At 71.0% G+C, this 24,625-nt stretch carries 24 protein-coding genes; 14 read left to right on the top strand and 10 right to left on the bottom strand.

Annotated elements, in window-relative coordinates; translation table 11 throughout:
• Positions 1 to 909: an alpha/beta hydrolase gene (locus ACFY29_RS23355; protein WP_355608302.1), complete on the bottom strand. Its 909-nt coding sequence runs from the start codon at positions 907 to 909 to the stop codon at positions 1 to 3.
• A 218-nt stretch (positions 910 to 1,127) separates the two neighbouring features.
• Here ACFY29_RS23355 and miaB point away from each other — a divergent pair, with 218 nt between their 5' ends.
• A complete protein-coding gene (gene miaB / locus ACFY29_RS23350) occupies positions 1,128 to 2,621 on the top strand; it encodes a tRNA (N6-isopentenyl adenosine(37)-C2)-methylthiotransferase MiaB (RefSeq protein ID WP_386989538.1) in 1,494 nt (497 codons plus the stop codon).
• A 316-nt stretch (positions 2,622 to 2,937) separates the two neighbouring features.
• On the opposite strand, the gene ACFY29_RS23345 is transcribed toward miaB, so the two are convergent.
• Positions 2,938 to 4,146: a DUF349 domain-containing protein gene (locus ACFY29_RS23345; protein WP_386989535.1), complete on the bottom strand. Its 1,209-nt coding sequence runs from the start codon at positions 4,144 to 4,146 to the stop codon at positions 2,938 to 2,940.
• Between the two features lie 150 nt (positions 4,147 to 4,296).
• On the opposite strand from ACFY29_RS23345, the gene ACFY29_RS23340 reads away from it, so the two are divergent.
• Genes ACFY29_RS23340 through dapF form a run of 3 tightly spaced genes read left to right on the top strand, consistent with a single transcriptional unit; the run spans position 4,297 to position 6,852 of the window.
• Positions 4,297 to 5,064: a hypothetical protein gene (locus tag ACFY29_RS23340; protein WP_386989532.1), complete on the top strand. Its 768-nt coding sequence runs from the start codon at positions 4,297 to 4,299 to the stop codon at positions 5,062 to 5,064.
• On the top strand, positions 5,061 to 5,993 hold the full coding sequence (miaA, locus tag ACFY29_RS23335; protein ID WP_328424797.1) for a tRNA (adenosine(37)-N6)-dimethylallyltransferase MiaA: 933 nt from the start codon (positions 5,061 to 5,063) through the stop codon (positions 5,991 to 5,993). Before ACFY29_RS23340 ends, miaA begins: the two co-directional genes overlap by 4 nt.
• A gap of 7 nt (positions 5,994 to 6,000) precedes the next feature.
• Positions 6,001 to 6,852, top strand: a complete 852-nt coding sequence (gene dapF / locus ACFY29_RS23330; protein WP_386989529.1) for a diaminopimelate epimerase — start codon at positions 6,001 to 6,003, stop codon at positions 6,850 to 6,852.
• Positions 6,853 to 6,938: 86 nt separating this feature from the next.
• Here the strand turns inward: dapF and ACFY29_RS23325 are convergent, their stop codons facing one another.
• Positions 6,939 to 8,405, bottom strand: coding sequence for an NAD-dependent malic enzyme (locus tag ACFY29_RS23325; protein WP_328424801.1), 1,467 nt, complete (start codon positions 8,403 to 8,405; stop codon positions 6,939 to 6,941).
• Between the two features lie 184 nt (positions 8,406 to 8,589).
• On the opposite strand from ACFY29_RS23325, the gene hflX reads away from it, so the two are divergent.
• Both hflX and ACFY29_RS23315 read left to right on the top strand, forming a co-directional pair.
• Complete coding sequence (gene hflX, locus ACFY29_RS23320) at positions 8,590 to 10,044, top strand: GTPase HflX (protein ID WP_386989525.1); 1,455 nt, start codon at positions 8,590 to 8,592, stop codon at positions 10,042 to 10,044.
• Positions 10,045 to 10,093: 49 nt separating this feature from the next.
• Positions 10,094 to 11,788, top strand: a complete 1,695-nt coding sequence (locus ACFY29_RS23315) for a hypothetical protein (protein WP_386989523.1) — start codon at positions 10,094 to 10,096, stop codon at positions 11,786 to 11,788.
• Between the two features lie 96 nt (positions 11,789 to 11,884).
• Here the strand turns inward: ACFY29_RS23315 and lexA are convergent, their stop codons facing one another.
• Entirely contained in the window at positions 11,885 to 12,670 is a 786-nt protein-coding gene (gene lexA / locus ACFY29_RS23310) for a transcriptional repressor LexA (protein ID WP_074318043.1), read from the bottom strand.
• A gap of 592 nt (positions 12,671 to 13,262) precedes the next feature.
• Between lexA and nrdR the strand changes: the two genes are divergently transcribed.
• The 3 genes from nrdR (at position 13,263) to ACFY29_RS23295 (ending at position 17,720) form a co-directional block, all read left to right on the top strand.
• On the top strand, positions 13,263 to 13,766 hold the full coding sequence (gene nrdR / locus ACFY29_RS23305; protein ID WP_328424809.1) for a transcriptional regulator NrdR: 504 nt from the start codon (positions 13,263 to 13,265) through the stop codon (positions 13,764 to 13,766).
• Between the two features lie 61 nt (positions 13,767 to 13,827).
• Complete coding sequence (locus ACFY29_RS23300; RefSeq protein WP_386989925.1) at positions 13,828 to 16,719, top strand: vitamin B12-dependent ribonucleotide reductase; 2,892 nt, start codon at positions 13,828 to 13,830, stop codon at positions 16,717 to 16,719.
• Positions 16,720 to 17,000: 281 nt separating this feature from the next.
• Positions 17,001 to 17,720: a VOC family protein gene (locus ACFY29_RS23295; RefSeq protein ID WP_386989519.1), complete on the top strand. Its 720-nt coding sequence runs from the start codon at positions 17,001 to 17,003 to the stop codon at positions 17,718 to 17,720.
• Between the two features lie 104 nt (positions 17,721 to 17,824).
• Here ACFY29_RS23295 and ACFY29_RS23290 read toward each other — a convergent pair whose 3' ends face one another.
• Together ACFY29_RS23290 and ACFY29_RS23285 are read right to left on the bottom strand one after the other, a co-directional pair.
• Positions 17,825 to 18,007 (bottom strand): DUF397 domain-containing protein, encoded by a 183-nt coding sequence (locus tag ACFY29_RS23290; protein ID WP_386989517.1) that lies wholly within the window; start codon positions 18,005 to 18,007, stop codon positions 17,825 to 17,827.
• A 10-nt stretch (positions 18,008 to 18,017) separates the two neighbouring features.
• The gene (locus ACFY29_RS23285; RefSeq protein WP_386989514.1) at positions 18,018 to 18,878 is read right to left on the bottom strand and encodes a DUF5753 domain-containing protein; all 861 of its coding nucleotides are present in this window, start codon (positions 18,876 to 18,878) and stop codon (positions 18,018 to 18,020) included.
• Between the two features lie 133 nt (positions 18,879 to 19,011).
• Between ACFY29_RS23285 and ACFY29_RS23280 the strand changes: the two genes are divergently transcribed.
• Genes ACFY29_RS23280 through ACFY29_RS23260 form a run of 5 tightly spaced genes read left to right on the top strand, consistent with a single transcriptional unit; the run spans position 19,012 to position 20,731 of the window.
• The gene (locus ACFY29_RS23280; RefSeq protein WP_386989511.1) at positions 19,012 to 19,188 is read left to right on the top strand and encodes a hypothetical protein; all 177 of its coding nucleotides are present in this window, start codon (positions 19,012 to 19,014) and stop codon (positions 19,186 to 19,188) included.
• Positions 19,185 to 19,364, top strand: a complete 180-nt coding sequence (locus ACFY29_RS23275; protein ID WP_386989508.1) for a hypothetical protein — start codon at positions 19,185 to 19,187, stop codon at positions 19,362 to 19,364. The genes ACFY29_RS23280 and ACFY29_RS23275 overlap by 4 nt, the downstream gene beginning before the upstream one ends.
• Complete coding sequence (locus ACFY29_RS23270) at positions 19,361 to 19,579, top strand: hypothetical protein (RefSeq protein ID WP_355608333.1); 219 nt, start codon at positions 19,361 to 19,363, stop codon at positions 19,577 to 19,579. Before ACFY29_RS23275 ends, ACFY29_RS23270 begins: the two co-directional genes overlap by 4 nt.
• Positions 19,576 to 19,743 carry a hypothetical protein gene (locus ACFY29_RS23265; protein WP_328424835.1) on the top strand — a complete coding sequence of 56 codons (168 nt, stop codon included), beginning with the start codon at positions 19,576 to 19,578 and terminating at the stop codon, positions 19,741 to 19,743. The genes ACFY29_RS23270 and ACFY29_RS23265 overlap by 4 nt, the downstream gene beginning before the upstream one ends.
• A gap of 52 nt (positions 19,744 to 19,795) precedes the next feature.
• Positions 19,796 to 20,731 (top strand): DUF2332 domain-containing protein, encoded by a 936-nt coding sequence (locus ACFY29_RS23260; RefSeq protein ID WP_386989504.1) that lies wholly within the window; start codon positions 19,796 to 19,798, stop codon positions 20,729 to 20,731.
• Positions 20,732 to 20,751: 20 nt separating this feature from the next.
• Here the strand turns inward: ACFY29_RS23260 and ACFY29_RS23255 are convergent, their stop codons facing one another.
• The 4 genes from ACFY29_RS23255 to ACFY29_RS23240 are packed head-to-tail and all read right to left on the bottom strand — an operon-like array spanning position 20,752 to position 24,540.
• A complete protein-coding gene (locus ACFY29_RS23255) occupies positions 20,752 to 21,684 on the bottom strand; it encodes a MerR family transcriptional regulator (RefSeq protein ID WP_386989502.1) in 933 nt (310 codons plus the stop codon).
• 55 nt (positions 21,685 to 21,739) lie between these two features.
• Positions 21,740 to 22,579, bottom strand: a complete 840-nt coding sequence (locus tag ACFY29_RS23250) for an alpha/beta fold hydrolase (RefSeq protein ID WP_386989499.1) — start codon at positions 22,577 to 22,579, stop codon at positions 21,740 to 21,742.
• 50 nt (positions 22,580 to 22,629) lie between these two features.
• Positions 22,630 to 23,193, bottom strand: coding sequence for a dihydrofolate reductase family protein (locus ACFY29_RS23245; RefSeq protein ID WP_386989496.1), 564 nt, complete (start codon positions 23,191 to 23,193; stop codon positions 22,630 to 22,632).
• 51 nt (positions 23,194 to 23,244) lie between these two features.
• Positions 23,245 to 24,540, bottom strand: coding sequence for an MFS transporter (locus ACFY29_RS23240; protein ID WP_386989493.1), 1,296 nt, complete (start codon positions 24,538 to 24,540; stop codon positions 23,245 to 23,247).
• Positions 24,541 to 24,625 lie beyond the last annotated feature (85 nt).

Raw genomic sequence — 24,625 nt, 5'->3', positions numbered from 1 at the left:
TCAGAGCTGCGGGCTGGCCGCGAGTTCCGGTGTGGTCAGCCAGGCCAGGGTCTGCGGCAGGATCTCCACCGCGCCGAAGTGCGCGGCGCCGGCCTGCACCTGGACCTCGGCGTGCGGGATCCGTGAGGCGAGCCACCAGGAGTGCTCGACCGGGGAGAAGCGGTCCTGCTCGCCGTGCCACAGCCGCACCGGCGCGCGGATGGCGCCGAGGTCGAACCCCCAGCCCCGCCGCATCGCCAGGACGTCGTCGATCCAACCCTCGGGGCCGTGCCGCAGCGCTTCGGCGTACATGTCGGTCAGCAGCCGGCGGATCGCGACGTCGTCGACCACCCGGATGTCCGCCTCGGGCAACTGAGGGCGGAGGAATTCCAGCAGCGTCATCGGGTCCCGCCGGGTTTGTTCCGCGCGGACCTTCAGGTTGAGCGTGAGTTCGGCCAGGTCCTCATCGGCCTGCCCGTAGTCCTCGACGTTGGTCTCGGACATGCCGGCGTACCAGTCCAGGTCGGGTGCGCCGGCCGGGGCGAGCCCCACCAGCACGGCGGCCCGGGTGACCCGGTCCGGCAGCAGCGCGGCGCAGGCCAGGGCGTGCGGCCCGCCGCCGGAGCGGCCCACCACCGCGAACCGCTCGATGCCGAGGTCGTCGGCGATCGCCGCCACGTCGGCAGCCGCGTCGGCCACCCGTCGACCCTCGTGCCGGCTGGAGTCGCCGTAACCGGGCCGGTCGTAGCAGACGAGTTGGATGCCGAGGCGGTAGAGGACGATGCCGCGAGGGCGGGGGCCGCTGCGGCTGCCCGGTGTGCCGTGCAGCAGGAAGACCGCGGGCCCGTCCGGCGAGCCGGAGGTCTCCACCGCGAGGCGGCGGCCATCCGGAGTGGCGACGGAGTGCTGTGCCGCATGTTGTCGCGTCACGGTTGCCTCCCGCGGGTCGTCATGTGGTCCCCCGAGTACGGAGCCGCGCATCGGCGGCACCGAGTGCAAAGCCCCCGAAATCGCCCAGACATATTCTTGTTGTGCAGCGTACTGCCCGCCGTGAGCCCCCGCCATGGGCCACCGGGTCAATGCCGGTCGGCTGGGCCTCCCGACCGGGCCGCTACCCTGGTAGCCCGAGGGGAAGGGGCACCAAGAGGGTGGCTAGGACCTACAACGTCGTGACGTACGGCTGCCAGATGAACGTGCACGATTCCGAGCGCATCTCCGGCCTGCTCGAACAGGCCGGCTACGTGCGTGCGGTGCCGGCCGACGACACCCCCGACATCGTCGTCTTCAACACCTGCGCGGTCCGGGAGAACGCCGACAACCGGCTCTACGGCAACCTCGGTCGTCTGCGCCCCGTGAAGGACAAGCACCCCGGGATGCAGATCGCGGTCGGCGGCTGCCTGGCCCAGAAGGACCGTGGCGAGATCGTCCGCAAGGCTCCCTGGGTGGATGTGGTCTTCGGCACCCACAATATCGGTGCGCTGCCGGTGCTGCTGGAGCGCGCCCGGCACAACGCCGCCGCCGAGGTGGAGATCCTGGAGTCGCTGGACGTCTTCCCGTCCACGCTGCCCACCCGGCGCGAGTCGACGTACGCCGGCTGGGTGTCGATCTCGGTGGGCTGCAACAACACCTGCACGTTCTGCATCGTGCCGGCGCTGCGCGGCAAGGAGAAGGACCGCCGCCCCGGCGACATCCTCTCCGAGGTGCGCGCCCTGGTCGACGAGGGCGTGCTGGAGGTGACCCTGCTCGGGCAGAACGTCAACTCCTACGGCGTCGAGTTCGGTGACCGGTACGCGTTCGGCAAGCTGCTGCGCGCGTGCGGCGACATCGACGGGCTGGAGCGGGTCCGGTTCACCAGCCCGCATCCGAAGGACTTCACCGACGACGTGATCGCCGCGATGGCCGAGACGCCGAACGTCTGCCACTCGCTGCACATGCCGTTGCAGTCCGGCTCCGACGACGTGCTCCGGGCGATGCGCCGGTCCTACCGCTCCGAGCGCTACCTGGGGATCATCGAGAAGGTCCGGGCGGCCATGCCGGACGCCGCGATCACCACCGACATCATCGTCGGCTTCCCTGGCGAGACCGAGGCCGACTTCCAGCGCACCCTGGACGTGGTCCGCGAGGCCCGGTTCTCCTCGGCATTCACCTTCCAGTACTCCAAGCGCCCCGGCACCCCCGCCGCCACCATGGACGGCCAACTGCCCAAGCAGGTCGTGCAGGAGCGCTACGAGCGGCTGGTCGCCACCGTCGAGGAGATCACCTGGGCGGAGAACAAGCGCCTGGTGGGGGAGACCGTCGAGGTGCTGGTCGCGGTCGGCGAAGGCCGCAAGGACGAGCAGACCGGGCGGATGTCCGGCCGGGCCCGTGACGGTCGGCTGGTGCACTTCGCGACGGGAACGGCCGACGGCGGGTCGATGGCCGGCCAGATCCGGCCGGGGGACATCGTGCACACCACCGTCACGTACGCCGCGCCGCATCACCTCAACGCCGACGGTGCGCCGCTGTCGCATCGGCGGACCCGGGCCGGCGACGCCGCCGAGGCGGGGCGCTCTCCGCGTACCCCCGGGGTGTTGCTGGGGCTGCCCACCATCGGCGCCCCCGCGGTCGTGCCCGCGACCACCAGCGGCTGCGCCGCGCACTGATCCGACGGTAGGGGTCCCTTGTTGTCGCACGGCGACAACAAGGGACCCCCGCTCACGTCGTGATCCGGCGGCCCGGCAGCCGGTGCCGTTGAGCCTCACCGTGCCGCTCGCCGTCCGCGCTGCCCGTGCCTCACGCCCGCGCCACCCTGCCCGCGGCGCGCGTACCCCGCGTGATCGTGCTCGATCCTGGTTGTAGTGGTCTCGCTCCGATCCTGATGCCACTACTTCCTGGATCGAGCACGATCATGGGCGCGGGCTGCGGACGTGCGGAAGCCCCGGTCCCCTAGCGGGGCCGGGGCTTCCGGAACGCGTCAGCTCAGCCGGCCTGCTCGGCGAGCTGGAGGAACTGCCGCTTGGCGGCGAGGGCCTGCTCGGCCTCCTTGATCCGGCGGGCGTCCCCGGCGTTCTGCGCCCGGGCCAGCCGGTCCTCCGCCTCCGCCACCTGTGCCCGCATCTGGGCGAGCAGCGGGTTGTCCTCCTTGGTGGTCCGGCGCCACGCCGAGTCCATCACCTCGCGGACCTTGTCGTCGATGACGCGCAGCCGGCGCTCCAGCCCGGAGGCGGCCTCCCGGGGAACCCGGCCGGCCTCGTGCCACTGTGCCTGGATCTCCCGCAGCTTGGCCTGGGCGCCCTTCGGGTCACCGTCGATGTCCAGTGCCTCGGCCTCGGCCAGCAGGGCCTGCTTGCGCTCCAGGTTGCCGCGCTGCTCGTTGTCCCGGGCGGAGAAGACCTCACTGCGCCGGCTGAAGAAGGAGTCCTGTGCGGCCCGGAACCGTTCCCAGAGCTTCTGCTCGGCCTCCTTGGAGGCGCGCGGCGCGGCCTTCCACTGGGTCATCAGCTCCTTGAGCTGGTTGGCGGTGGCCGCCCACTCCGTGGAGTCGCTGAGCTTCTCCGCTTCGGCGACCAGCTCCTCCTTGGCCGTCTGCGCCTGCTTGCGCTGCGCGTCCAGGGAGGCGAAGTGAGCGCCCCGGCGGCGGGTGAAGCCGTCTCGGGCGGCGGCGAACCGCTTCCACAGCTCACCGTCGGCCTTTTTGTCGACCCCGCGAATGGACTTCCACTCGTCGAGGATCTCCTTGAGCCGGTCCCCGGCGGTCTTCCAGCCGGTGGACTCGGCGGCGAGCTTCTCGGCCTCTTCGACCAGCGCGGTCTTGCGGGCCAGGGCCTCGACGCGAGCGGCGTCCCGGGCAGCGCGCGCCTCGCCGGCCTTCTCCTCGGCGAGGGTGGCCAGCTTGTCCAGCCGCGCGGCCAGCGCGTCGATGTCGCCGACCACGTGGGCTTCGGGCAGCGAGGCGCGGATCCGCCGGATCGTGCTCAGCGAGTGCCCGGCATCCGCCGCGCCCGAGTTGAGCCGCGCCTCAGTCAGGTCCACCTCGGTCACCAGGTCGGCGAAGCGGCGTGCGAAGTGCGCCAGGCCCTCCTCAGGTGCTCCCGCCTGCCAGGATCCGACCACCCGCTCGCCCTCGGTGGTCTTGACGTACACGGTGCCGTCCGCGTCCACCCGTCCGAAGGCAGTCCAGTCGCTCATGTGCCCATCCTCGTTCTCCCGGCGTCGAGGGAACTGGCCCCCGTCGCCGCCACGGCGCAGTCAAGTTGCTTCCGGCATTGTCACAGGTCCGACCCCGTCCGCGTCGAGCGCCTATCGCCGACCGTGACCATACGGTGTCCTAGCGCCCGAATGACCGGATCGGCGCGGAGACGCACCGAGCATTCCCGCTACGGTGAACGAGTGCCACTGGTCGCCGCCACAGTCTGCCCCCATCCGCCCCTGCTCGTGCCCGAGGTGGCGGCCGCCGCCGCACCGGAACTGGACGACCTGCGGGCGGCCTGTGACATCGCCGTACGCGGCCTTTTGACCGCCGACCCGGACGCCGTGGTGCTCCTCGGCGCCGGCCCGGCCACCGGCCCGATCCTGCCCCCGGCCACCGGCTCCCTGCAGCCCTGGGGCGTCGACCTGGACGTGCCGCTGACTCCCGGCCAGCCCGACCGGGGCGCGGTCCTGCCGCTGAGCCTGACCATCGGCGCATGGCTGCTGGCCCGGCACCGTGTGCGGCCGCCGATGACCGCCGTGCAGGTGGCCGCCGACGCGGGCCCCGCCGAGCTGGCCGCGCTCGCCGACCAGATCAGCGCCGTCGGCGCCCGGGTGGCGCTGCTGGTGCTCGGGGACGGGTCGGCCTGCCGGGGGGAGAAGTCTCCCGGGTACGACGACCCGCGCGCCCGCCCGTACGACCAGCGGGTCGCCACGGCCCTGGCCGGGGCGGACCTGGACGTCCTGCTCGACCTCGACCCCGGCCTGTCCGCGGAGCTGAAGGCCGCCGGCCGGGCGCCCTGGCAGGTGCTCGCCGGCGCGGCCCGGTCGGCGGGGCGCCGGTGGCGGGGCGAGCTGCTGCACGACGCCGCCCCCTACGGTGTCGCCTACTTCGTGGCGTCCTGGGAGCCCGCGTGACCCGCGACGGGGTTCGCCCGGTAGGCACGGTCGTCGCGGTGGTCGGCCCGACCGCTGCGGGCAAGTCGGCGCTGAGCATCGCGTTGGCGCACGCCCTGGACGGGGAGGTGGTCAACGCCGACTCGATGCAGCTCTACCGGGGCATGGACATCGGCACCGCCAAGCTGACCCCCGCCGAACGGGACGGGGTGCCGCACCACCTGCTGGACGTCTGGGAGGTCACCGAGCCGGCCAGCGTCGCGGAGTACCAGCGACTGGCCCGTGCCGCGGTGGACGACATCCTGTCCCGGGGCCGGGTGCCGCTGCTGGTCGGCGGCTCAGGGCTGTACGTGCGGGCGGTGCTGGAGCACTTCGACTTCCCGGGCACCGACCCGGCGCTGCGTGAGCGGCTGGAACGGGAGCTGGCCGAGGTCGGCCCGGCGCCGCTGTACGCGCGGCTGCGCGCCGCCGACCCGGCCGCCGCCGAGGGCATCCTGCCCGGCAACGGCCGGCGGATCGTCCGGGCACTGGAGGTGATCGAGCTCACCGGTGCGCCGTTCGCCGCGTCACTGCCCGAGCCGACGCCGTACTACCCGTCGGTGCAGCTCGGGGTCGACCTGGACACCGGGCTGCTGGACGAGCGGATCGCCCTGCGGGTCGACCGGATGTGGGCCGACGGCCTGGTCGCCGAGACCCGCGAGCTGGTCGGGCGGGGGCTGCCCGAGGGGCGGACGGCCAGCCGGGCGCTCGGCTACCAGCAGGTGCTGCGCCTGTTCGCCGGTGAGCTGACCGAGGCGCAGGCGCACGAGGAGACGGTCCGGGCGACCCGGCGGTTCGTCCGCCGCCAGCGTTCCTGGTTCCGGCGCGACCCGCGGATCCACTGGCTGGACTCGGCAACGCCGGACCTGATCGAGGCCGCCCTGCGCCTGGTGCCCGCCGCTGCGCGATGATGGAGACGTGGAGTTCACCAAGGGCCACGGCACCGGCAACGACTTCGTCCTCCTTCCCGACCCGGACGGTCAGCTCGATCTGACCCCGGAGTTGGTCGCGGCGCTCTGCGACCGACGGCGGGGCATCGGCGCGGACGGGGTGCTGCGGGTGGTCCGCGCGGCCAAGCATCCCGACGGCGCCGGGCAGGCCGGTGAGGCCGAGTGGTTCATGGACTACTGGAACGCCGACGGCTCGTTCGCCGAGATGTGCGGCAATGGCGCCCGGGTTTTCGTCCGCTACCTGATCGACACCGGGCTGGCCACGCCTGCGGGTGCGGCGCTGCCGGTGGCCACCCGCGCCGGCCTGGTACGCGCGCTGGTCGAGGGGGACACCGTCGCCGTCGAGATGCGCCGTCCCCGGCTGCACGCCGGCTCGGCGGCCACCTTGGGCGGGCTGACCCTGCCCGGCACCGCCGTGGACGTCGGCAACCCGCACCTGGTCTGTGTCCTGCCGGCTGCCCTGGACCTGTCCGCGCTGGACCTCAAGACCGCGCCCGGCTACGACCCGGAGGTCTTCCCGGCCGGGGTGAACGTGGAGTTCATCGTGGCGGGCGAGCCGGTCGACGGCACTGACGAGCACACCCTGATGCGGGTGTACGAGCGCGGCAGCGCGGAGACCCTCTCCTGCGGCACCGGCGCCTGCGCGGTGGCCGCCGTGGCCCTGCGCGACGGCGGCCGGGACGCCGGGGTGGTCGCGGTGGACGTCCTCGGTGGCCGCGTCACGGTCACCGTGACGGACGTCTCCTGCTGGCTCTCCGGCCCTGCCGTCCTGGTGGCCACCGGAGAGGTCGACCTCGCCGCGCTGCCCGGGGCCGCCTGACCCTGCCCCCTGTTGATCAAGAGGTTTGCGTCACCAGCGAGGCGCTGGATGACGCAGCCCTCTTGATCAACAGGGGTTGGGAAGGGTCAGGGGGTGGCGGAGGCGTTGGCGGCGATCTCGGGGAGGTCGGCGGGGCCGGGGTCGGCGGCCGGCAGCGGGCTGGGGTTGTGGGCGGCGGCGCGCACGGCGGCGGCGACCGCCGGGGCGACCCGGGGGTCGAAGACGCTCGGCACGATCACCGTCGGGTTGATCTTTTCCTCGCCGACCACGTCGGCGATGGCCCGGGCGGCCGCGATCGCCATCTCCTCGGTGAACTCCTCGGCGTGCGCGTCGAGCATGCCGCGGAAGACACCCGGGAAGGCGAGCACGTTGTTGATCTGGTTCGGCTGGTCCGAGCGGCCGGTGGCGACCACCGCGGCGTACTTGCGCGCCTCCCGCGGGTCGACCTCCGGGTCCGGGTTGGCGAGCGCGAAGACGATCGAGTCCTTGGCCATTCCGGCGATGTCGTCGCCGGTCAGCAGGTTCGGCGCGCTCACCCCGATGAACACGTCGGCACCCTGGATCGCGCCCGGCAGATCGCCGGAGTAGTTCTCCTTGTTGGTGTTCTCCGCCAGCCACTGCCAGGCCGAGTTGAGCCCGGTCTGCCCGCGGTGCAGGGCGCCCTCCCGGTCGTACGCGATGATGTCGCCGACGCCCTGGCGCAGCAGCAGCTTCATGATCGCGGTGCCGGCCGCGCCGGCACCGGAGACCACCACCCGGACGTCCGCGAGCTGCTTGCCCACCACCCGCAGCGCGTTGGTCAGCGCGGCCAGCACGCAGATCGCGGTGCCGTGCTGGTCGTCGTGGAAGACCGGAATGTCCAGCAGCTCCCGCAGCCGGGCCTCGATCTCGAAGCAGCGCGGCGCGGCGATGTCCTCCAGGTTGATCCCGCCGTACGCCGGCGCGATCGCCTTGACGATGGCCACGATCTCGTCGGTGTCCTGGGTGTCCAGCACCACCGGCCAGGCGTCCACCCCGCCGAAGCGCTTGAACAGCGCCGCCTTGCCCTCCATCACCGGCAGCGACGCGGCCGGCCCGAGGTTGCCCAGGCCGAGCACCGCGGAGCCGTCGCTGACCACCGCGACGGTGTTGCGCTTGATGGTCAGCCGGCGGGCGTCCGCCGGGTTCTCGGCGATCGCCATGCAGACCCGGGCAACCCCCGGGGTGTACGCCCGGGACAGCTCGTCACGGTTGCGCAGCGCGACCTTCGAGGTCACCTCGATCTTGCCGCCCAGGTGCAGCAGGAACGTCCGGTCCGAAACCTTGCGCACGTCGACGCCGTCCAGCGCGGTCAGCGCGTCGACCACCTGGTCGGCGTGGCTCGCGTCGGCGGTGTCACAGGTCAGGTCGACGATCACGTGGGTCGGGTCCGAGTCCACCACGTCCAACGCCGTGACGATCGCCCCGGCTTCGCCGACCGACGTGGTGAGCCGGCCGATCGAGGAGGCGTCCGCGGTTACGGCGATCCGGATGGTGATTGAAAATCCGGCGCTCGGCAGTCGGGTGATGGCCACGGGATCCCTCCGTCACGGCTGGGCGGCCGCTCGGCCGCCGCCCCGCATTTCTACCGGGTTGTCGAGGTCGGCCGGCATTCGCCCCCACTTTTGGTGACCCCTGGGGTGGGCATATAGCAGGTGCGCTCAGCGTTGCGTCATGTCAGGATTACTTTCTACTTATCAAAACGGACAGGAGACCCGCTTGCGAGACCAGGAGAGCTTCGTCCCCGTCGAGGACGAGTTCGACGACGTCACCACTGGCGAGATGGAGCTGTCGGAGCGGCAGTCGCTGCGACGCGTACCGGGCCTCTCCACCGAGCTCACCGACGTCACCGAGGTGGAATACCGGCAGCTGCGGCTGGAGCGGGTCGTCCTGGTGGGTGTCTGGACCGAGGGCACGGTGACCGACGCGGAGAATTCGCTGACCGAGCTGGCCGCGCTGGCCGAGACCGCTGGTTCGCAGGTGCTCGAAGGGCTGATCCAGCGCCGCACCCGACCCGACCCAGCCACCTACATCGGCCGCGGCAAGGTTGAGGATCTCGGCGCGGTGGTGCTGTCCAGCGGTGCCGACACGGTGATCTGTGACGGCGAGCTGTCCCCGTCCCAGCTGCGCAACCTGGAGCAGCGCACCAAGGTCAAGGTGGTCGACCGGACGGCGCTGATCCTCGACATCTTCGCCCAGCACGCCAAGAGCAAGGAAGGCAAGGCGCAGGTCGAGCTGGCCCAGCTTGAATACCTGCTGCCGCGACTGCGCGGTTGGGGCGAGACGCTCTCCCGGCAGACCGGTGGTAGCGGTCGCGGCGGTGGCGCCGGCGGCGGCGTGGGTCTGCGTGGTCCCGGTGAGACCAAGCTGGAGACCGATCGGCGTCGGATCCGTACCCGCATCTCCCGGCTGCGCCGCGAGATCAAGGGCATGAAGACGGTACGCCAGACCAAGCGTGCGCGGCGTTCCCGTAACGCCGTCCCCGCGGTGGCCATCGCCGGCTACACCAACGCCGGCAAGTCCAGCCTGCTCAACCGGCTGACCGGCGCGGGCGTGCTGGTGGAGAACGCGCTGTTCGCCACCCTGGACCCGACCACCCGTAAGGCCACCGCCTCCGACGGGCGGCTCTACACCCTCTCCGACACGGTCGGTTTCGTCCGGCACCTGCCGCACCAGATCGTCGAGGCGTTCCGCTCGACGCTGGAGGAGGTCGCCGAGTCGGATCTGGTGGTGCACGTCGTCGACGGCACCCATCCGGATCCGGAGGAGCAGGTTCGGGCGGTCCACGAGGTGCTCGCCGAGGTGGGCGCGGACCGGCTTCCCGAGCTGCTGGTGGTCAACAAGACCGACTCGGCCGACGAGGACACGCTACTGCGGCTCAAGCGGCTCTGGCCGGACGCGATCTTCGTCTCCGCGCACTCCGGGTGGGGCATTGACGGGCTGCGCGAGGCGATCGAGGAGCGGTTGCCGCGCCCGGCTGTGGAGGTCCGCGCTGTGCTGCCGTACGACCGGGGTGACCTGGTGGCGCGGGTGCACCGCACGGGCGAGGTGCTCAGCACGTCACACCTGCCGGAGGGCACGCTGCTGCACGTCCGGGTCGGTGCGGCGCTCGCCGCTGAGCTGGCGCCGTTCGATGTCGAGCGGCAGGGTCAGGCGGCTGGCGTCCGGGCCTGAGCGTCCACGCGTCATCCAACAGAAACGCGTGGCATGCGACACTGGCCGAATGCGCCGCGTTGTTTCCTCGGTCACGGTTGCCCTCGGCCTGCTTGGGGCAACCGTGGCGCTCGCCGGAGTCGCCGCTGCGGCACCCGCTCCCGGGTCGTCCGAGCAGCCTGCCGTCACGCCTGGTAAGAAGCGTTGCACGATCGTTGACGAGCGGCTCCGGGAGTTGTCCGGGCTGGTGGCCACCAAGAGCGGCTACATCGTCATCAACGACGGCACCGACAACGCGGCACGCAAGCGGGTCTTCTTCCTGGACAGTAAGTGCAAGATCTCGAAGGAGCCGGTCCGGTACTCGGGGCAGGGTCCGTTCGACACCGAGGACCTCGCCCTCTCCAAGGACGGCGCGACCCTCTGGATCGCCGACATCGGCGACAACGCCACCTCGAAGGAGCGCCGTACCCGGATCGCGCTCTGGTCGATGCCGGTCACCGGCGCCAAGCAGCCGGTGTTGCACCGGCTCTCCTACCCGGAGGGCAAGCCGCACGACGCCGAGGCGCTGATCATCGGCGACGACGGCAAACCTTTGATCATCACGAAGGTGACCAGCGGCAAGGCCGAGATCTACACGCCGGCAGCGGCGTTGAAGAACGGTGACACCGACCCGGTGCCGATGCGCAAGGTCGGCGACATCTCACTGCCTCGGACAGAGACCGAGAACCCGCTCAACACGTTCGGTCGGGTCGCGATCACGGGCGCGGCGCGGTCGCCGGACGGCGCGCGGGTGGTCCTGCGCACCTACGCGGACGCCTTCGAGTTCGACGTGACCGGCGGTGACATCGTCGGTGCGCTCACCACCGAGAAGCCCCGGGTCACGCCGCTCGCCGACCCGTTCGGTGAGGCCATCACCTACACCCTGGACGGCAAGACCTTCCTCACCGTCTCCGACGGTCAGCAGTTCACCGAGGACGACACGGTCGACATCCTCAGCTATACGCCGTCCACCTCGACGGCGGCGCCGCTGGCGGCCGCCGGTGGCGCCAAACCGGGCGCCTCGAAGTCCTGGATCGACGGGCTGAGCTTCGACGACATCACCTACCTGGTCGGCGCGGTCGGGCTGGTCGGTCTGCTGCTGGTCGGTGCCGGCATCATCGGCATCCTTCGTGCCCGCCGCCGGCCGCCGGCCGCCGACGCGTCTGACCGCTCTGATCCGGACAGCGCTCCCGTCGACCGGCGCGGCGGCCGTGCCGACGACGGTTTCCCGGCGGCCGGTGACCGCTCAGGCGGTGTCTACGGCGGCGGCGCGCCGGCTGGCGGCGCGGTCTACGGCGGAGGTCGTGGTGGTCCGGGCCCGGCGGGTGGTGCGGCCCCGGCAGGTGGCGCGGTGTACGGCGGTGGCCGTCCGGCGGCTGCCGATGGTGGCTACGGCCCGGCCCGGCCCGGCGGCGGAGGAGCCGGTGGTGGTGTCTACGGCGGCGGTCGTCCCCCTGCGGGTGGCGGTGGCCGGCCTGCGGGTGGCGGTGGCGGTCGTCCCCCTGCGGGTGGCGGCGGTCGTCCCGGCGGTGGCGTGTACGGCGGCGGTGGCCAGCCTGGCGGCGGCCAGCCTGGCGGCGGTCGTGCGGAGCCGCCCCGGCGTGGTGGTCAGGAGCCCGACTACCGGGGCCAGCGGCCCGGCCGTCGGCGTGACGAGGACGTGCCCGGTGACCCGTACGGGCAGTATCCCGGTGGCGGTCGTGGCCACCGGGGCGACCGTTACTGACGCCTCGGATCAGGGCTGTGGCGTGCGATGGCCGATCGATCGAACCGTCGTCAGGTCAGCGCGGGTGAGCGCTGTCGGCACTCACCCGCGGACCGGTCAGATCCGACGTAGCACCGCCACGACCCGGCCCATGATGGTGGCGTCGTCACCGGGGATCGGGTCGAAGGCCGGGTTCTGCGGCATCAGCCAGACGTGCCCGTCGCGCCGCCGGTAGGTCTTCACCGTCGCCTCGCCATCGAGCATGGCTGCCACGATCTCGCCCGAGTCGGCGGTCGGCTGCTGCCGGACGACCACCCAGTCGCCGTCGCAGATCGCCGCGTCGAGCATCGAGTCACCCTTGACCTGGAGCATGAAGACCTCGCCCTCGCCCACCAGCTCGCGGGGGAGGGGGAAGATGTCCTCCACCGCCTGCTCGGCGAGGATCGGCCCACCGGCGGCGATCCGGCCCAGCATCGGCACGTACGCCGGAGTTGGCCGCTGTGCCCGGCTCAGCTCGTCGTCGATGGCCTCGCTGGGGGCGCGGACGTCCACCGCGCGCGGCCGGTTGGGGTCGCGGCGCAGGAAGCCCTTCTTCTCCAGCTCCTTGAGCTGATAGGCGACGCTGGACGGCGACACCAGGCCGACCGCCTCGCCGATCTCCCGGACGCTTGGCGGGTAGCCGTGCCGCTCCACCCAGTTGCGGATGAACTCCAGGATGCGGCGCTGGCGGGCGGTCAGGTCGACCGTCGCCGGGTCGGGGAAGGTGCTGACCACCGGAGTGACCGGGCGCACGGCGGGCTGGCCCGTCCGGCTGCGCGCGGCGCTGCGGCGTCGGGTGGCCGGTGGGCCCGCCTCGGTGATCTGCTGCGGGCTCTTCGGCCGGCTGGCCCGGTCCTCGGTCACGTCCGTCCTCCCTGGTCGGCGCTGGGTGCCTCGTCGGCTCGTGGTGCGTGCGGTGGTGCCACGACGGTGCTGAGGGTGGTGCGTCGCCGGGGGTGCTGAAGATCCATCACGCCCGGTTGTTCCTGACCGTATAGGTGAGATCGGTCATTTTCAAACATCTGTACGACCTCTCACCGGCGTGTCGGGGTGAAAAACGGCTCCGGTCGTACGGATGTTCTGATAAATGGTACGTCGGGTAGCACGGGTGTTCGATCGTCGGCCGTTTTCCGGGCCGCTTCGGCCTGCCGGCCGGTAACTCGCGCGGCGCCCCGACGTTGGGTCTTCCGGCGGGGCGTTGGGGTGCTGATGACCGGATGGTCCGTGACGCGCCGGACATGCCGGCCAACTTGACCCGGGTTCGCCCGCGACATACGGTCAACCCCTAGATGTAGTAGTGACACGGGCGTAAGTTGCCTACAGGTTGGGTCCGACTACCGACCGCACTCCCGTAGGGTTGCTCACGGCGGGGGCCATCTGAGGGTGGCGCCGTCGCGGTGAGCCATGTCCGGGGGTGCCCGGTGCGACCGAGTTGATCATGATTAGGAGGTAGGCGATGCGGTGTCCGTACTGCCGGCACGCTGACTCCCGGGTGGTCGACTCGCGGGAGGCCGACGACGGCCAGCTCATCCGACGGCGACGGTCCTGCCCGGAGTGCGGCAAGCGGTTCACCACCGTCGAGGAGGCGGTCCTCGCGGTCGTCAAGCGCAGCGGGGTGACCGAGCCGTTCAGCCGTACGAAGATCATCGGCGGGGTGCGCAAGGCGTGCCAGGGTCGGCCGGTCGACGAGGACTCGATCGCGCTGCTGGCCCAGAAGGTCGAAGAGACCGTACGGGCCAAGGGCGCGGCCGAGATCCCCAGCCACGACGTGGGGCTGGCCATCCTGGGCCCTCTGCGGGACCTGGACGAGGTGGCGTACCTGCGGTTCGCCAGCGTCTACCGGTCCTTCGACTCGCTCGCCGACTTCGAGCAGGAGATCGAGACATTGCGGGCCGCCGCCCGCGCCCGAGAGGGCGCGGTGGAGGCCGGGGCGGCGGGGACCGCCGGCCGTACCAATTGAGGTTGTGTTGCTGACAGGTGGACGCGCGGCGGGTGACCGCGTGGACGAGGGGGCGGATGAGATGTCGGGGGATGGTGTGACGACAAGCAGGTCACGGAGCAAGGCCAGCGCGAGCGCCGGGCTGAAGATCGAGCGCGTGTGGACGACTGAGGGGGTCCACCCGTACGACGAGATCGCCTGGGAGCGCCGCGACGTCGTGATGACGAACTGGCGGGACGGCTCGATCAACTTCGAGCAGCGCGGGGTGGAGTTCCCGGAGTCGTGGAGCGTCAACGCGGCGAACATCGTGACCACGAAGTACTTCCGGGGCGCGGTGGGCACCCCGGAGCGGGAGTGGTCGCTCAAGCAGTTGATCGACCGGGTGGTCAGCACCTACCGCACCGCGGGTGAGGAGTACGGCTACTTCGCCAGCCCGGCCGACGCCGAGATCTTCGGGCAGGAGCTGACCTGGATGCTGCTGCACCAGGTGTTCAGCTTCAACTCGCCGGTCTGGTTCAACGTCGGCACGCCGTCGCCGCAGCAGGTCAGCGCCTGCTTCATCCTGGCCGTCGACGACTCGATGGACTCGATCCTCGACTGGTACAAGGAGGAGGGGCTGATCTTCAAGGGCGGCTCCGGCTCCGGCGTCAACCTGTCGCGGATCCGCTCCTCTCGGGAGTTGCTCTCCTCCGGTGGCACCGCCTCCGGCCCGGTCAGCTTCATGCGCGGCGCGGACGCCTCCGCCGGCACCATCAAGTCCGGCGGCGCGACCCGGCGGGCGGCCAAGATGGTCATCCTCGACGTGGACCACCCGGACATCGAAGAGTTCGTGGTCACCAAGGCGCGCGAGGAGAACAAGATCCGCGCCCTGCGCGACGCCGGGTTCGACATGGACCTCGGCGGCGCCGACATCGTCAGCGTGCAGTACCAGAACGCCAACAACTCGGTCCGGGTCTCTGACGAGTTCATGTCGGCGGTGCAGAACGGCGGCGGCTTCGACCTGCGCGGCCGGCTGGACGGCGCGGTGATCGACACCGTCGACGCCAAGAAGCTGTTCCGCACCATCGCCCAGGCCGCCTGGGAGTGTGCCGACCCCGGCCTGCAGTACGACGACACCATCAACGACTGGCACACCTGCCCGGAGACCGGCCGGATCACCGCGTCGAACCCGTGCTCGGAGTACCTGCACCTGGACAACTCCTCGTGCAACCTGGCCTCGCTGAACCTGATGAAGTTCCTCCGCGCCGACGGTGGCTTCGAGGTGGAGAAGTTCGTCAAGTCGATCGAGATGGTCATCACCGCCATGGACATCTCGATCTGCTTCGCCGACTTCCCGACCGAGAAGATCGGTGAGACCACCCGCGCCTACCGGCAGCTCGGCATCGGCTACGCCAACCTGGGCGCCCTGCTGATGGCCTCCGGCCTGCCGTACGACTCGGAGCAGGGCCGTTCGGTCGCCGCGGCGATCACCTCGCTGATGAACGGCACCGCGTACCGCCGCTCGGCCGAGCTGGCTGGCATCGTGGGCCCGTACGACGGCTACGCCCGCAACGCCGAGCCGCACAAGCGGGTCATGCGCAAGCACGCCGCCGCCAACGACGAGATCAAGCCCACCAGCACGGTGGCCACCGCGATCGTCCGCGAGGCGACCAAGCAGTGGACCCAGGGCAACAAGATCGGTGACAAGAACGGCTGGCGCAACTCGCAGGCCAGCGTCCTCGCGCCGACCGGCACCATCGGCCTGATGATGGACTGCGACACCACCGGCGTCGAGCCGGACCTGGCGCTGGTCAAGTTCAAGAAGCTGGTCGGCGGCGGCTCGATGCAGATCGTCAACCAGACGGTGCCGCGCGCCCTGCGCAGCCTCGGCTACCCCGAGGAGCAGGTCGAGGCGATCGTCGAGCACATCGCCGACCACGGCCACGTGGTGGACGCCCCCGGCCTCAAGCCGGAGCACTACCCGGTCTTCGACTGCGCGATGGGTGAGCGGTCGATCGCCCCGATGGGCCACGTGCGGATGATGGCTGCCGTCCAGCCGTTCATCTCCGGCGCCATCTCCAAGACGGTCAACATGCCCGAGCAGGCCACCGTCGAGGACGTCGAGAAGATCTACTTCGAGGGCTGGAAGCTCGGCCTCAAGGCGCTGGCGATCTACCGGGACAACTGCAAGGTCGGCCAGCCGCTCTCGGTGGCCAAGCCGAACAAGACCACCGCCCCGGCCGCCGTCGAGGCCGCCAAGGCCGCGCCGGTCGTCGAGAAGGTCGTCGAGTACCGGCCGGTGCGCAAGCGTCTGCCGAAGAAGCGCCCGTCCGAGACGGTCTCCTTCTCCGTCGGCGGTGCCGAGGGCTACCTCACCGCGTCGTCCTACCCGGACGACGGCCTCGGTGAGGTCTTCCTCAAGATGTCCAAGCAGGGCTCCACCCTGGCCGGTGTGATGGACGCCTTCTCGGTGGCCATCAGCATCGGTCTGCAGTACGGCGTGCCGCTGGAGACGTTCGTCAGCAAGTTCACCAACATGCGCTTCGAGCCGGCCGGCATGACCGACGACCCGGACGTGCGCATGGCGGCGTCGGTGATGGACTACATCTTCCGTCGCCTGGCGCTGGACTTCCTGCCCTACGAGCGCCGCGCCGAGCTGGGCATCTTCACGGCCAGCGAGCGGGCCGCCCAGTTGCGGGCCGAGGCTGAGGCGGAGAGCGCCGCGGTGACCGGTGCGGAGCTCACCGCGATGGCGTCCTCGGCGCCGGTGGAGGCCCCGGCCAAGCCGGAGCCCGTCGCCCAGCCGGCCCAGGAACTCGCCGAGGTGGCCGCCGCCAAGCCGGCCCCGAACGTGGGTTCCAGCACCGAGTTGCTGGAGGCCGTGATCGGCAAGGCCGCCGACGCGCCGCTCTGCTTCACATGCGGTACGAAGATGCGCCCCGCCGGTAGCTGCTACGTCTGCGAGGGCTGCGGCTCCACCAGCGGCTGCAGCTGACGTACGCGAAACACCGCACTGCCCCGGCCTCCTGATGGAGGTCGGGGCAGCGCCGTTTGCAGGTTCTCCCAGACCCGGGGAAAGCGTGCAGAGGCGGGCGCCCGACCAGCGGCAGAACCCGGGCGCCTGATCTTGGCGAGCCGTATGGCAGGCAGGTAGGCACCGCCGATGGCTCGGCTGGGCAGCGTTGCGTTCTGGGTCATCAGCCGATCGGATGACCGAAGGCGATGATCGGCTATTTCCATGTGCGACGGACACCCTGCGACGCTTAGGAAGGAGGCATGACCAACGAGGTGACCGTTCCCCTGCTGCCGTGCGCATCCATTGACGACATCGAAACCTTCTACGGAGTTCTCGGTTTCCGCACCACGTACAAGCAGCGCAAGCCCAACGCGTGTGTGGGGCTCCAGCGGGAAGACGTGCATCTGCAGTTCTTCGAGATCGCCGGATTTGACCCGGAGCAGTCCTATGGCTCCTGTCTCGTACTCACCGCGGACATCGAGGGACTACACCGGGCATTCGCAGCCGGCATGCGCGCCGCGTACGGCAAGGTACTGGTGTCCGGAACGCCGCGGATGACCCGGCCCAGGGCGCGGAAGAACGCCGACGGGTTGGGCGGATTCAGCGTCATCGACCCAGGCGGCAACTGGATCCGCGTCTTTCGGGACGCCGCCACCGCGCCCATGCCGGCCACCACGCCTGCCGGGCGGCTGGCCAAGGCCCTAGCGAATGCTGTCGTGCAGGCCGATTCCAGGGGAAGCGTCGGACAGGCCGTTCGGATCCTCGACAGCGCGTTGGCCCGCCCGCAAGCCGACGACGACCCGGTCGAGCAGGTAGAGGTCCTGGTCTACCGCGCCGAACTCGCGATGGTGCTGCACGATCCAAAGACTGCGGCCGAGATGCTGGCCCGCGCCCAGTCCGTCACGCTCACGGAAGATGAATCCGAAAGGGCGGCACCCGCGTTCGACAATGCCGCCGAACTCGCAGCAGCACTGCGGTGACTCACCAGGCGGGCGATCGGCTCAGGGAATCCGGGCCGGCGGGTGCTCTTGCTCACCGCCAGACCACGGCACGCCTCCTGAGCTTCGAGTCTTGGGACCTTCGGCTACCGGATGCTCCGTACGAACTCCGTCCACGCGCCTCTCGTGAAGCGAAGGGTCGACCCGCTGGGGTTCTTGCTGTCGCGCACCGCGATGCCCGTATCCACTTCGGCTACCTCGACGCACGCGCCACCGTTGTTGTCGCTGTAGCTCGACTTGCGCCAGACCAGGCGATCCGAGGTCTCCATGATCACTCTCTCAGGTCTGTTGCCGCCCCATGTCGTCCGCCATCCTCAGGATGAGCTTGCGCGACTCTACCGGCCCGAGAGCGGCTGCCCGGAGTCGGTCCCACAGCCGAGTGTAGGCCCGCACCGCGTCCGGCCGGTCAAGGTAGTCGGCGTCGGTGAAGGTCTCGACGTAGATGACGTCCGATGCCGCGTCATCACCGAAGCGCAGGATGATGAAGCTGAACGAGGCTGTCTCGTAGGTCTGCGCGTCGAACGGGAAGACTTGGAGCGCGACGTTGGATTGCTCGCCGACCTCCGCCAGATGTAGGAGCTGGCTACGCATCGTTGCCCCGTCGCCGATACTCCGGCGCAGTGCCGACTCGCTGAGAACGAAGCTCAGGTCGGGTCCATCGTCCTGCCGCAGGATCGACTGTCGCTCCATGCGAATGGCGACCTGCCGGTCGACCTCATCGGTGGACGGCCGTGGATGGGCGATCGCATTCATGGCTCGGATGTATGGCTCGATCTGGAGGACTCCCGGGATGACCTCCGGCTGGTACCAGCGGATCTCTGAAGCGTCACCCTCAAGGTCCAGGTACTGGCGGAACCAGTCCGGCACGGCGTTTCGGTAGGTGCTCCAGCGCCCGCGTTGCCGCCCTGCCCGTGCGAGGTCGCGTAGAGGCTCGACTTCGTCCCCGCGTACGCCGTAGAGATCGAGCAGCAGGTTCAGATCGGTCAGCTTGATCCCCGACTGTCCAAGCTCGACCCTGCTGATCTTGCTTGCTGCCGCGTCGATGACAGCAGCCGCCTCATCCTGGGTCTTGCCTGCACCCTCACGAGCCCGTTTGAGGGCAAGACCGAGACGCCGTCGCTGGATCGTCGGGTTCACCACCGGTTGATTATGGCCCGGTCCGGGCGAGGAACCGCGACACGCCGCTAGGAGGTTCCCAAAGTAGGAGTCCAACTTTAGCCTACTTGTACTTCCAAATTAGGAGTCCAAGTTCGGGGATGTCATGGGACCGCGGGTGTCATACGACGACTACGTGCTGGCGGTGGCGATGACGCTGGCACGGCGGCATCGGCCGGTCTGGTCGTGGCGGCGGTGGCGTCGGGTCTGTCGCTGCGGCGCGGATCTGCCCTGCCGGGCCCGACACCGCATCCCGATCCGGCGAGGCCACTGGCCAGGGGAGGAGCAGGAGTGACCGAGGATCAGGTCGGACGAATCCTCTCCGTGCACCTGCCCGGCGTCGACGGCCTGTGCGCTGGCTGTCGCTGGTGGTGGGCACGGCTGTCTCCGTACCCCTGCTATCAGGCGGAATGGGCCGCCCGCTGGCACGCACGGGTCGCCACCCGGCGCTTTCTGGACGGCCTGCCGTGACCACGCACGGCCCGGTCCTTCCGGTGTGGACCTGCGGTGGCTGCGACGGCCCCTGGCCCTGCCAGACCAGGCGCACCGAGTTGCGCGCCGAGTTTGACGGTGCTCCGGTATCGCTGGGCCTCTACATGGGCTCCTACCTGGTCTGGGCGGCCGAGGACCTGACCTGGGTGCCCGCCGGGCTGCTGCACCGGCGCTTCCTGGGCTGGATTCGGTGAGTCTGATCCGGCGGGGCGACGAGCGGTTCCACTACAGCGACAACTCGCACAGGTGGATCCCGCCAGACCCGGACTACGACCAGGAAGCCTGGGACGAGATGGTCCGGCAGCACCAACGTCAGCACCTGGAGGAGATATCCCGGCGCAGGAAGCCGCGCCCGTGACCCGGGGGAGGCGGGGTCGGTATTGCCGGGGGATGGCTGCGACGATCAGGGCATGACGACCGCTGAGGCGTACGCCAGGTTCGCCAACCGCGAGGTGCGGCGGGTCTCGCCCGCGTACGAGCGGCTGTCCCGGGCGGTGTCCCGGGACGCCGATCTGCTCGCCCTGCTCGACGGGCTCCCGCCGGCCAAGCGGCAGCCGAACCTGCTGTTCGGCGTCGTCCGGTGGCTCGGCGGCCCGGTCGAGGACCCGGCGGCGTTCCACGACTACGCGGTGGCGAACTGGCCGGCCATCGAGGCGCAGATGCGGGCTCGGGCCACCCAGACGAACGAGGCCGGCCGGTGCGCGGTCCTGCTGCCGGTGCTCGCCGCGCTGCCGCAGCCGCTTGCCCTGCTGGAGGTCGGGGCGTCCGCCGGGCTCTGCCTCTATCCCGACCGGTACGCCTACCGCTACGGCGAGCACCGGGTCGGCTCCGGGGAGCCGGTCCTGGAGTGCGCGGCCAGCGGGTTGGTCCCGCCGGCGGCCGTACCCCAGGTGGTGTGGCGGGCAGGACTGGACCTCAACCCCCTCGACGTGACCGACCCCGACGACGTGTCCTGGTTGGACGCGCTGATCTGGCCGGAGCACGCGCACCGGCGGGCGCGGCTGCGGGCCGCGGCGGCGGTCGCCGCGGCCGAACCGCCGCTGCTGATTCGTGGCGACCTGGTGGACGACCTGCCGGCGCTGGCCGCGCGGGCGCCGGCGGAAGCGACGCTGGTGGTCTTCCACACCTCCGTGCTCTATCAGGTGCCCGTGCCGCGCCGGGAGGCGTTCGTCCGGCTGGTCCGTGGGCTGCCCGGTCACTGGATCGCCAACGAGGACCCGGAGGTGCTGCCCTATGAAGGGCTGCCGGAGTCGCCGGAGGAGGGGCTGTACAACGTCCTGGCGCTGGACGGCACGCCGCTGGCCTGGACCCGAGGTCACGGTCAGGCGATGAGCTGGTTCGCCTGACGCCCTTCCCCGGCAGGCGATCAGGTCAGCATCCGGGCGCGCAGGGCCCGGCTGAACCAGTCCACTGCCGGGGCCACCCCGCCGCCGGTCGACCATCCGTTGATCACCGCGAGCAGGTCGAGGTAGCGGTCCCGGCGGGGGTCGTTCGCCGTGTCCAGCCGGTCCAGCAGCCGCTGGCGCAGGTCGGCGTCATCGGGTCGGTTGGTGAGGTGTGCGTACCGGCCGACGACCGCCGCGACCACCGGATCGGCCTCGGGTCCGGTCGGATCGAGACCGGCCGCCAGGGCGGGGGCCACACCGTCCCGGACCACCGCGATGGCGTCCGGGCGGGGCAGCCCTGGGACGTCGTGGTCGGCGGCGTACTGCCGCACCAGCCGTCGCATGCTGGCCCGGAAGTCCGGGTCCTGGGCCAGCTCGGCCAGCTCCACCCACGCCTGCACCTGCTCGGTGCGGGGATCGTCGGACAGCTCTGGGGTCAGCGACCGCATGATCCCCGGGTACGCCGGTGTGGTGGCCAGGCCGTCGAAGACCGCGTCGAGGAAGTCGGCGACCAGCCGTCGACGTTCCTGCCCGGAGAGCCGGGCCAGGGTGTGCAGCAGCTCCATTTCCTCGGCTCCTCCACCGCGCTTGGCAGCCGCGGCGAGCACCGCCTGGCGTAGCCGCAGCACCCGGATCTGCACCGCCAACGCCTCGGCGTGCGCCGCGGCCACCTCGTGCAGCGGAACCTCGTGGTCCACCACCCGTCGGATGGCGGCGAGGTCCACGCCGAGGTCGCGCAGCGTCCGGACCAGCTCCAACCGGGCGGCGGCATCGGGGCCGTAGCGGCGGTAGCCGGCCGGGCTGCGGTCGGTCGGTGGCACGATGCCCCGGTCGGCGTAGTAGCGGATGGTCTTGACGCTCAGGCCGGTCCGTTGGGCCAGTTCGCCGATCGTGTAACGCGTCTCGCCGTTCATGCCCCTCACCATGCTGTCTCCTCCCGGTGGAGACTCAAGCGGCTGGTGCCGACGGTCAGCCGAGGAACGCCGCGAGCGTCGCGGTGAACCGGTCGGCGTCGTCGAGCCACGGGTAGTGTCCCGCGCCGGGCTGGACGACCAGGTCGGCGCCCGGCATCAGCTCGCCGAGCTGGGCCACCAGGCCCGGCGGCGCGCCGAGGTCGACCTCGCCGGCGAGCAGCAGCACCGGGCCGTGGTGTGCGGCGAGTGCGGCGCGGGTAGCCGCCGGATCGAAGGCGCCGTCGGCGCCGAAGACCCGGGCCGCCTCCTGGTTGCGCTGGTGGGGCTCGGCCGCCTGGTGTACCCGGGCGGCGGCGTCCCACCGGCCGTAGAAGAACGGCGCGATCGCCTGCCAGGCGTCGTCGGTGGCCCGACCGGCCACCATCGAGTCCAGTGCCGCGACCGCCGCCGGGTACCACGGCTCACCGGCCCGGACCCGGGTGACCTCCTCGCGGAGCGCGGCGGTCGCCGCGAGCCCGACCGCCCGGGTGCTCGGGGTCACCAGCGCGAGCCGGCCCACCCGCTCGGGGTGCCGGGCGGCGTACTGCAACGCCACGTTGGCGCCTGCGGAGTGCCCGAGCAGGTCCAGCCGGTCGAGGTCCAAGTGCCGGCGCAGCGCCTCCACATCACCGACCAGCCGGTCACAGCGGTAGCTGGAGACGTCCGCCGGCTCGGCCGACCGGCCGGTGCCCCGATGGTCGAGGACGACCAACGTCCGGTACGCGCCCAGACCGCCGAGGTCACCGAAGTACGCCGAATCGCGCATCGGGCCGCCGGGCAGGCAGACCAGCGGGGCGCCACCGCCGAGGACCCGGTAGGCGAGCATGGTGCCGTCCGGAGCGGTGAAGGTGGTCATGAGCACACCCTGCCAGGACCGGTCGCCCTGCGGGAGCCGCCCGGCGCCGCTCAGCGGGCCCGCTCGTGGCGGATCAGGACGACCCCGTTGCCGAACTTCCTGCTCTCGACCAGCCGCAGGCCGGTCGGGGCGTCGCTGTCGGGGAAGAGGCGGCGGCCCCGGCCGAGTAACACCGGGTGGATGTAGGTCCGGTATTCGTCGATCAGGTCGTGCCGGGCGAACGTGGCGGCCAGGTCGGCCCCGCCGAGCGCCAGGTCGCCACCGGGTTCGGCGGTGAGCTTCCGGACCTGCTCGACGTCGACCTCACGCACCACGGTGGCGTTCCAGTCGGCGTGGTCGAGCGTACGGGAGTAGACGATCTTCGGCATGTCCCGCCAGATCTGGGCGTACTCGCGCATCGGGGCACTGGCGGTCGGGTCCTGGTCGGCGGTCGGCCAGAACGCGGCCATCAGTTGGTAGCTGACGCGCCCGTTGAGGAACCCGCCCATCGGGGCGATGACCTCGTTGAAGTGCTCGTGCAGCTCGTTGTCGACCTGGTGCCAGCTGAGGTCGCCGCCCGGGCCCTCGAAGAACCCGTCCAGCGACAGGCTCATGTGCACAACGATCTTCCGCATCGTGTTCCCTCCGTGTTCCTCGACGGGTGCCGTGCCGAGCATCGTCGGACCCTACGACGGAATCGTCGGCCGCTCCGCCGACACCGGCGGCATGTCGCGCATCCGGCGCAGCGGGGAGCAGACCACGAACAGGCACGCCGCCCAGGTGCCCAGCACGCACACCCAGAGCGCCCCGCGCAGTCCCAGCGCGGTACCGAGCGCGCCGCCGGCCAGTGCGCCGAGCGGGATCACCCCGAAGCAGATCCAGAGGAACGCCGCGTTGACCCGGCCGAGGATCGCCGGCGGCGTGATCCGTTGCCGGTACGTCATCGCCGCGACGTTGTACAGCACCGCGTTGGCGGAGAACGCGGCCAGCCCGACCCCGTAGAGCAGCACTCCCCACCCGGGCTGCGCCAGTGGCATGAGCAGGTAGAACGGGCCCGGCGCGGTCATCGCCACCCAGATCACCCGGGCCGAGCCGAGCCAGGTCGACAGCCGGGCGGCCAGCACACCCACCACCAGCCCGCCGACGGCGCTGACCGAGAAGACCAGCCCCACCTGCACCGGGGTGGCGTGCAGCTCACGGACCAGGAAGGTCACCTCGATCGAACCGGAAGCCATCACGAAGAAGTTCGACCAGGTGGTGCAGGCCAGGATGCTCACCAGGATCGGTTGCCGCCGGATGAAGGCGAGCCCGTCGGTCAGCTCCACCCGCAGCGGCACCCGCGGGGCCGGCTCGCGGCGTACGGGCGCCTCCCGGATCAGGATGAGCGTCACCGCGCTGACCAGGAAGGCGCACCCGTTCGCCAGGAACGTCCGGGCGGCGCCGACCAGCCCGATCAGCGCGCCGCTGACCGTCGGGCCGACGAGTTCGGCGGCGTCCTGGCTGATGGTGAGCTTGGCGTTGCCGTCCACCAGCAGGTCCGCCGGCACCAGCCGGGGCAGCATGCTCTTGTACGCCACGGTGAACAGCACGGTGAGCACTCCGCCGAGCCCGACCACCGCGTACAGGAAGGCCAGGGTGAGCTGGTCGACCAGGGCGGCCACCGGCAGCGACAGCATGAGCGCGGCCCGACCCAGGTCGCACGCGATCATCAGGCGTCGCTGGTCGATCCGGTCGGCGACGATACCGGCCGGCAGCGAGAAGAGCAGGTACGGCAGCCAGGCCAGGACGGTCAGCAGGGAGACCTGGAACACATTGGCGTTCAGGGTGTCGGCGGCGAGCAGCGGCACCGCCACGCTGGCGATCCTGGTGCCCAACTCGCTGACCGTCTGCCCGCCCCAGAGCAGCAGGAAGTTCCGGCTGTGCCACAGCGACGGGCCTCGCCCCGCCACGACCGTCGGGGCTTGGATCGCCTGCTCGGTCACGGTCACTGCCTGTCTGTGCGGTCACGGGTGCCGCCGGGCGGCAGCCCGGGGACACTATCGGGGCCGCGACACCGTGCGACACCGC

The organism is Micromonospora sp. NPDC000668 (assembly GCF_042897975.1).
Lineage (GTDB): Bacteria > Actinomycetota > Actinomycetes > Mycobacteriales > Micromonosporaceae > Micromonospora.
The sequence above is the reverse complement of the archived record's forward strand: the minus strand, read 5'-3'. Positions and strand labels throughout refer to the sequence as shown.

What these genes read in the sequence shown, in the direction of transcription:
- ACFY29_RS23345 (WP_386989535.1), bottom strand. Translation starts at nt 4,146, where the DNA reads ATGAGCGACTGGACTGCCTTCGGACGGGTGGACGCGGACGGCACCGTG.
- ACFY29_RS23340 (WP_386989532.1), top strand. Translation starts at nt 4,297, where the DNA reads ATGACCGGATCGGCGCGGAGACGCACCGAGCATTCCCGCTACGGTGAA.
- ACFY29_RS23315 (WP_386989523.1), top strand. Translation starts at nt 10,094, where the DNA reads ATGCGCCGCGTTGTTTCCTCGGTCACGGTTGCCCTCGGCCTGCTTGGG.
- nrdR (WP_328424809.1), top strand. Translation starts at nt 13,263, where the DNA reads ATGCGGTGTCCGTACTGCCGGCACGCTGACTCCCGGGTGGTCGACTCG.
- ACFY29_RS23300 (WP_386989925.1), top strand. Translation starts at nt 13,828, where the DNA reads ATGTCGGGGGATGGTGTGACGACAAGCAGGTCACGGAGCAAGGCCAGC.
- ACFY29_RS23295 (WP_386989519.1), top strand. Translation starts at nt 17,001, where the DNA reads ATGACCAACGAGGTGACCGTTCCCCTGCTGCCGTGCGCATCCATTGAC.
- ACFY29_RS23290 (WP_386989517.1), bottom strand. Translation starts at nt 18,007, where the DNA reads ATGGAGACCTCGGATCGCCTGGTCTGGCGCAAGTCGAGCTACAGCGAC.
- ACFY29_RS23260 (WP_386989504.1), top strand. Translation starts at nt 19,796, where the DNA reads ATGACGACCGCTGAGGCGTACGCCAGGTTCGCCAACCGCGAGGTGCGG.
- ACFY29_RS23255 (WP_386989502.1), bottom strand. Translation starts at nt 21,684, where the DNA reads ATGAACGGCGAGACGCGTTACACGATCGGCGAACTGGCCCAACGGACC.
- ACFY29_RS23250 (WP_386989499.1), bottom strand. Translation starts at nt 22,579, where the DNA reads ATGACCACCTTCACCGCTCCGGACGGCACCATGCTCGCCTACCGGGTC.
- ACFY29_RS23245 (WP_386989496.1), bottom strand. Translation starts at nt 23,193, where the DNA reads ATGCGGAAGATCGTTGTGCACATGAGCCTGTCGCTGGACGGGTTCTTC.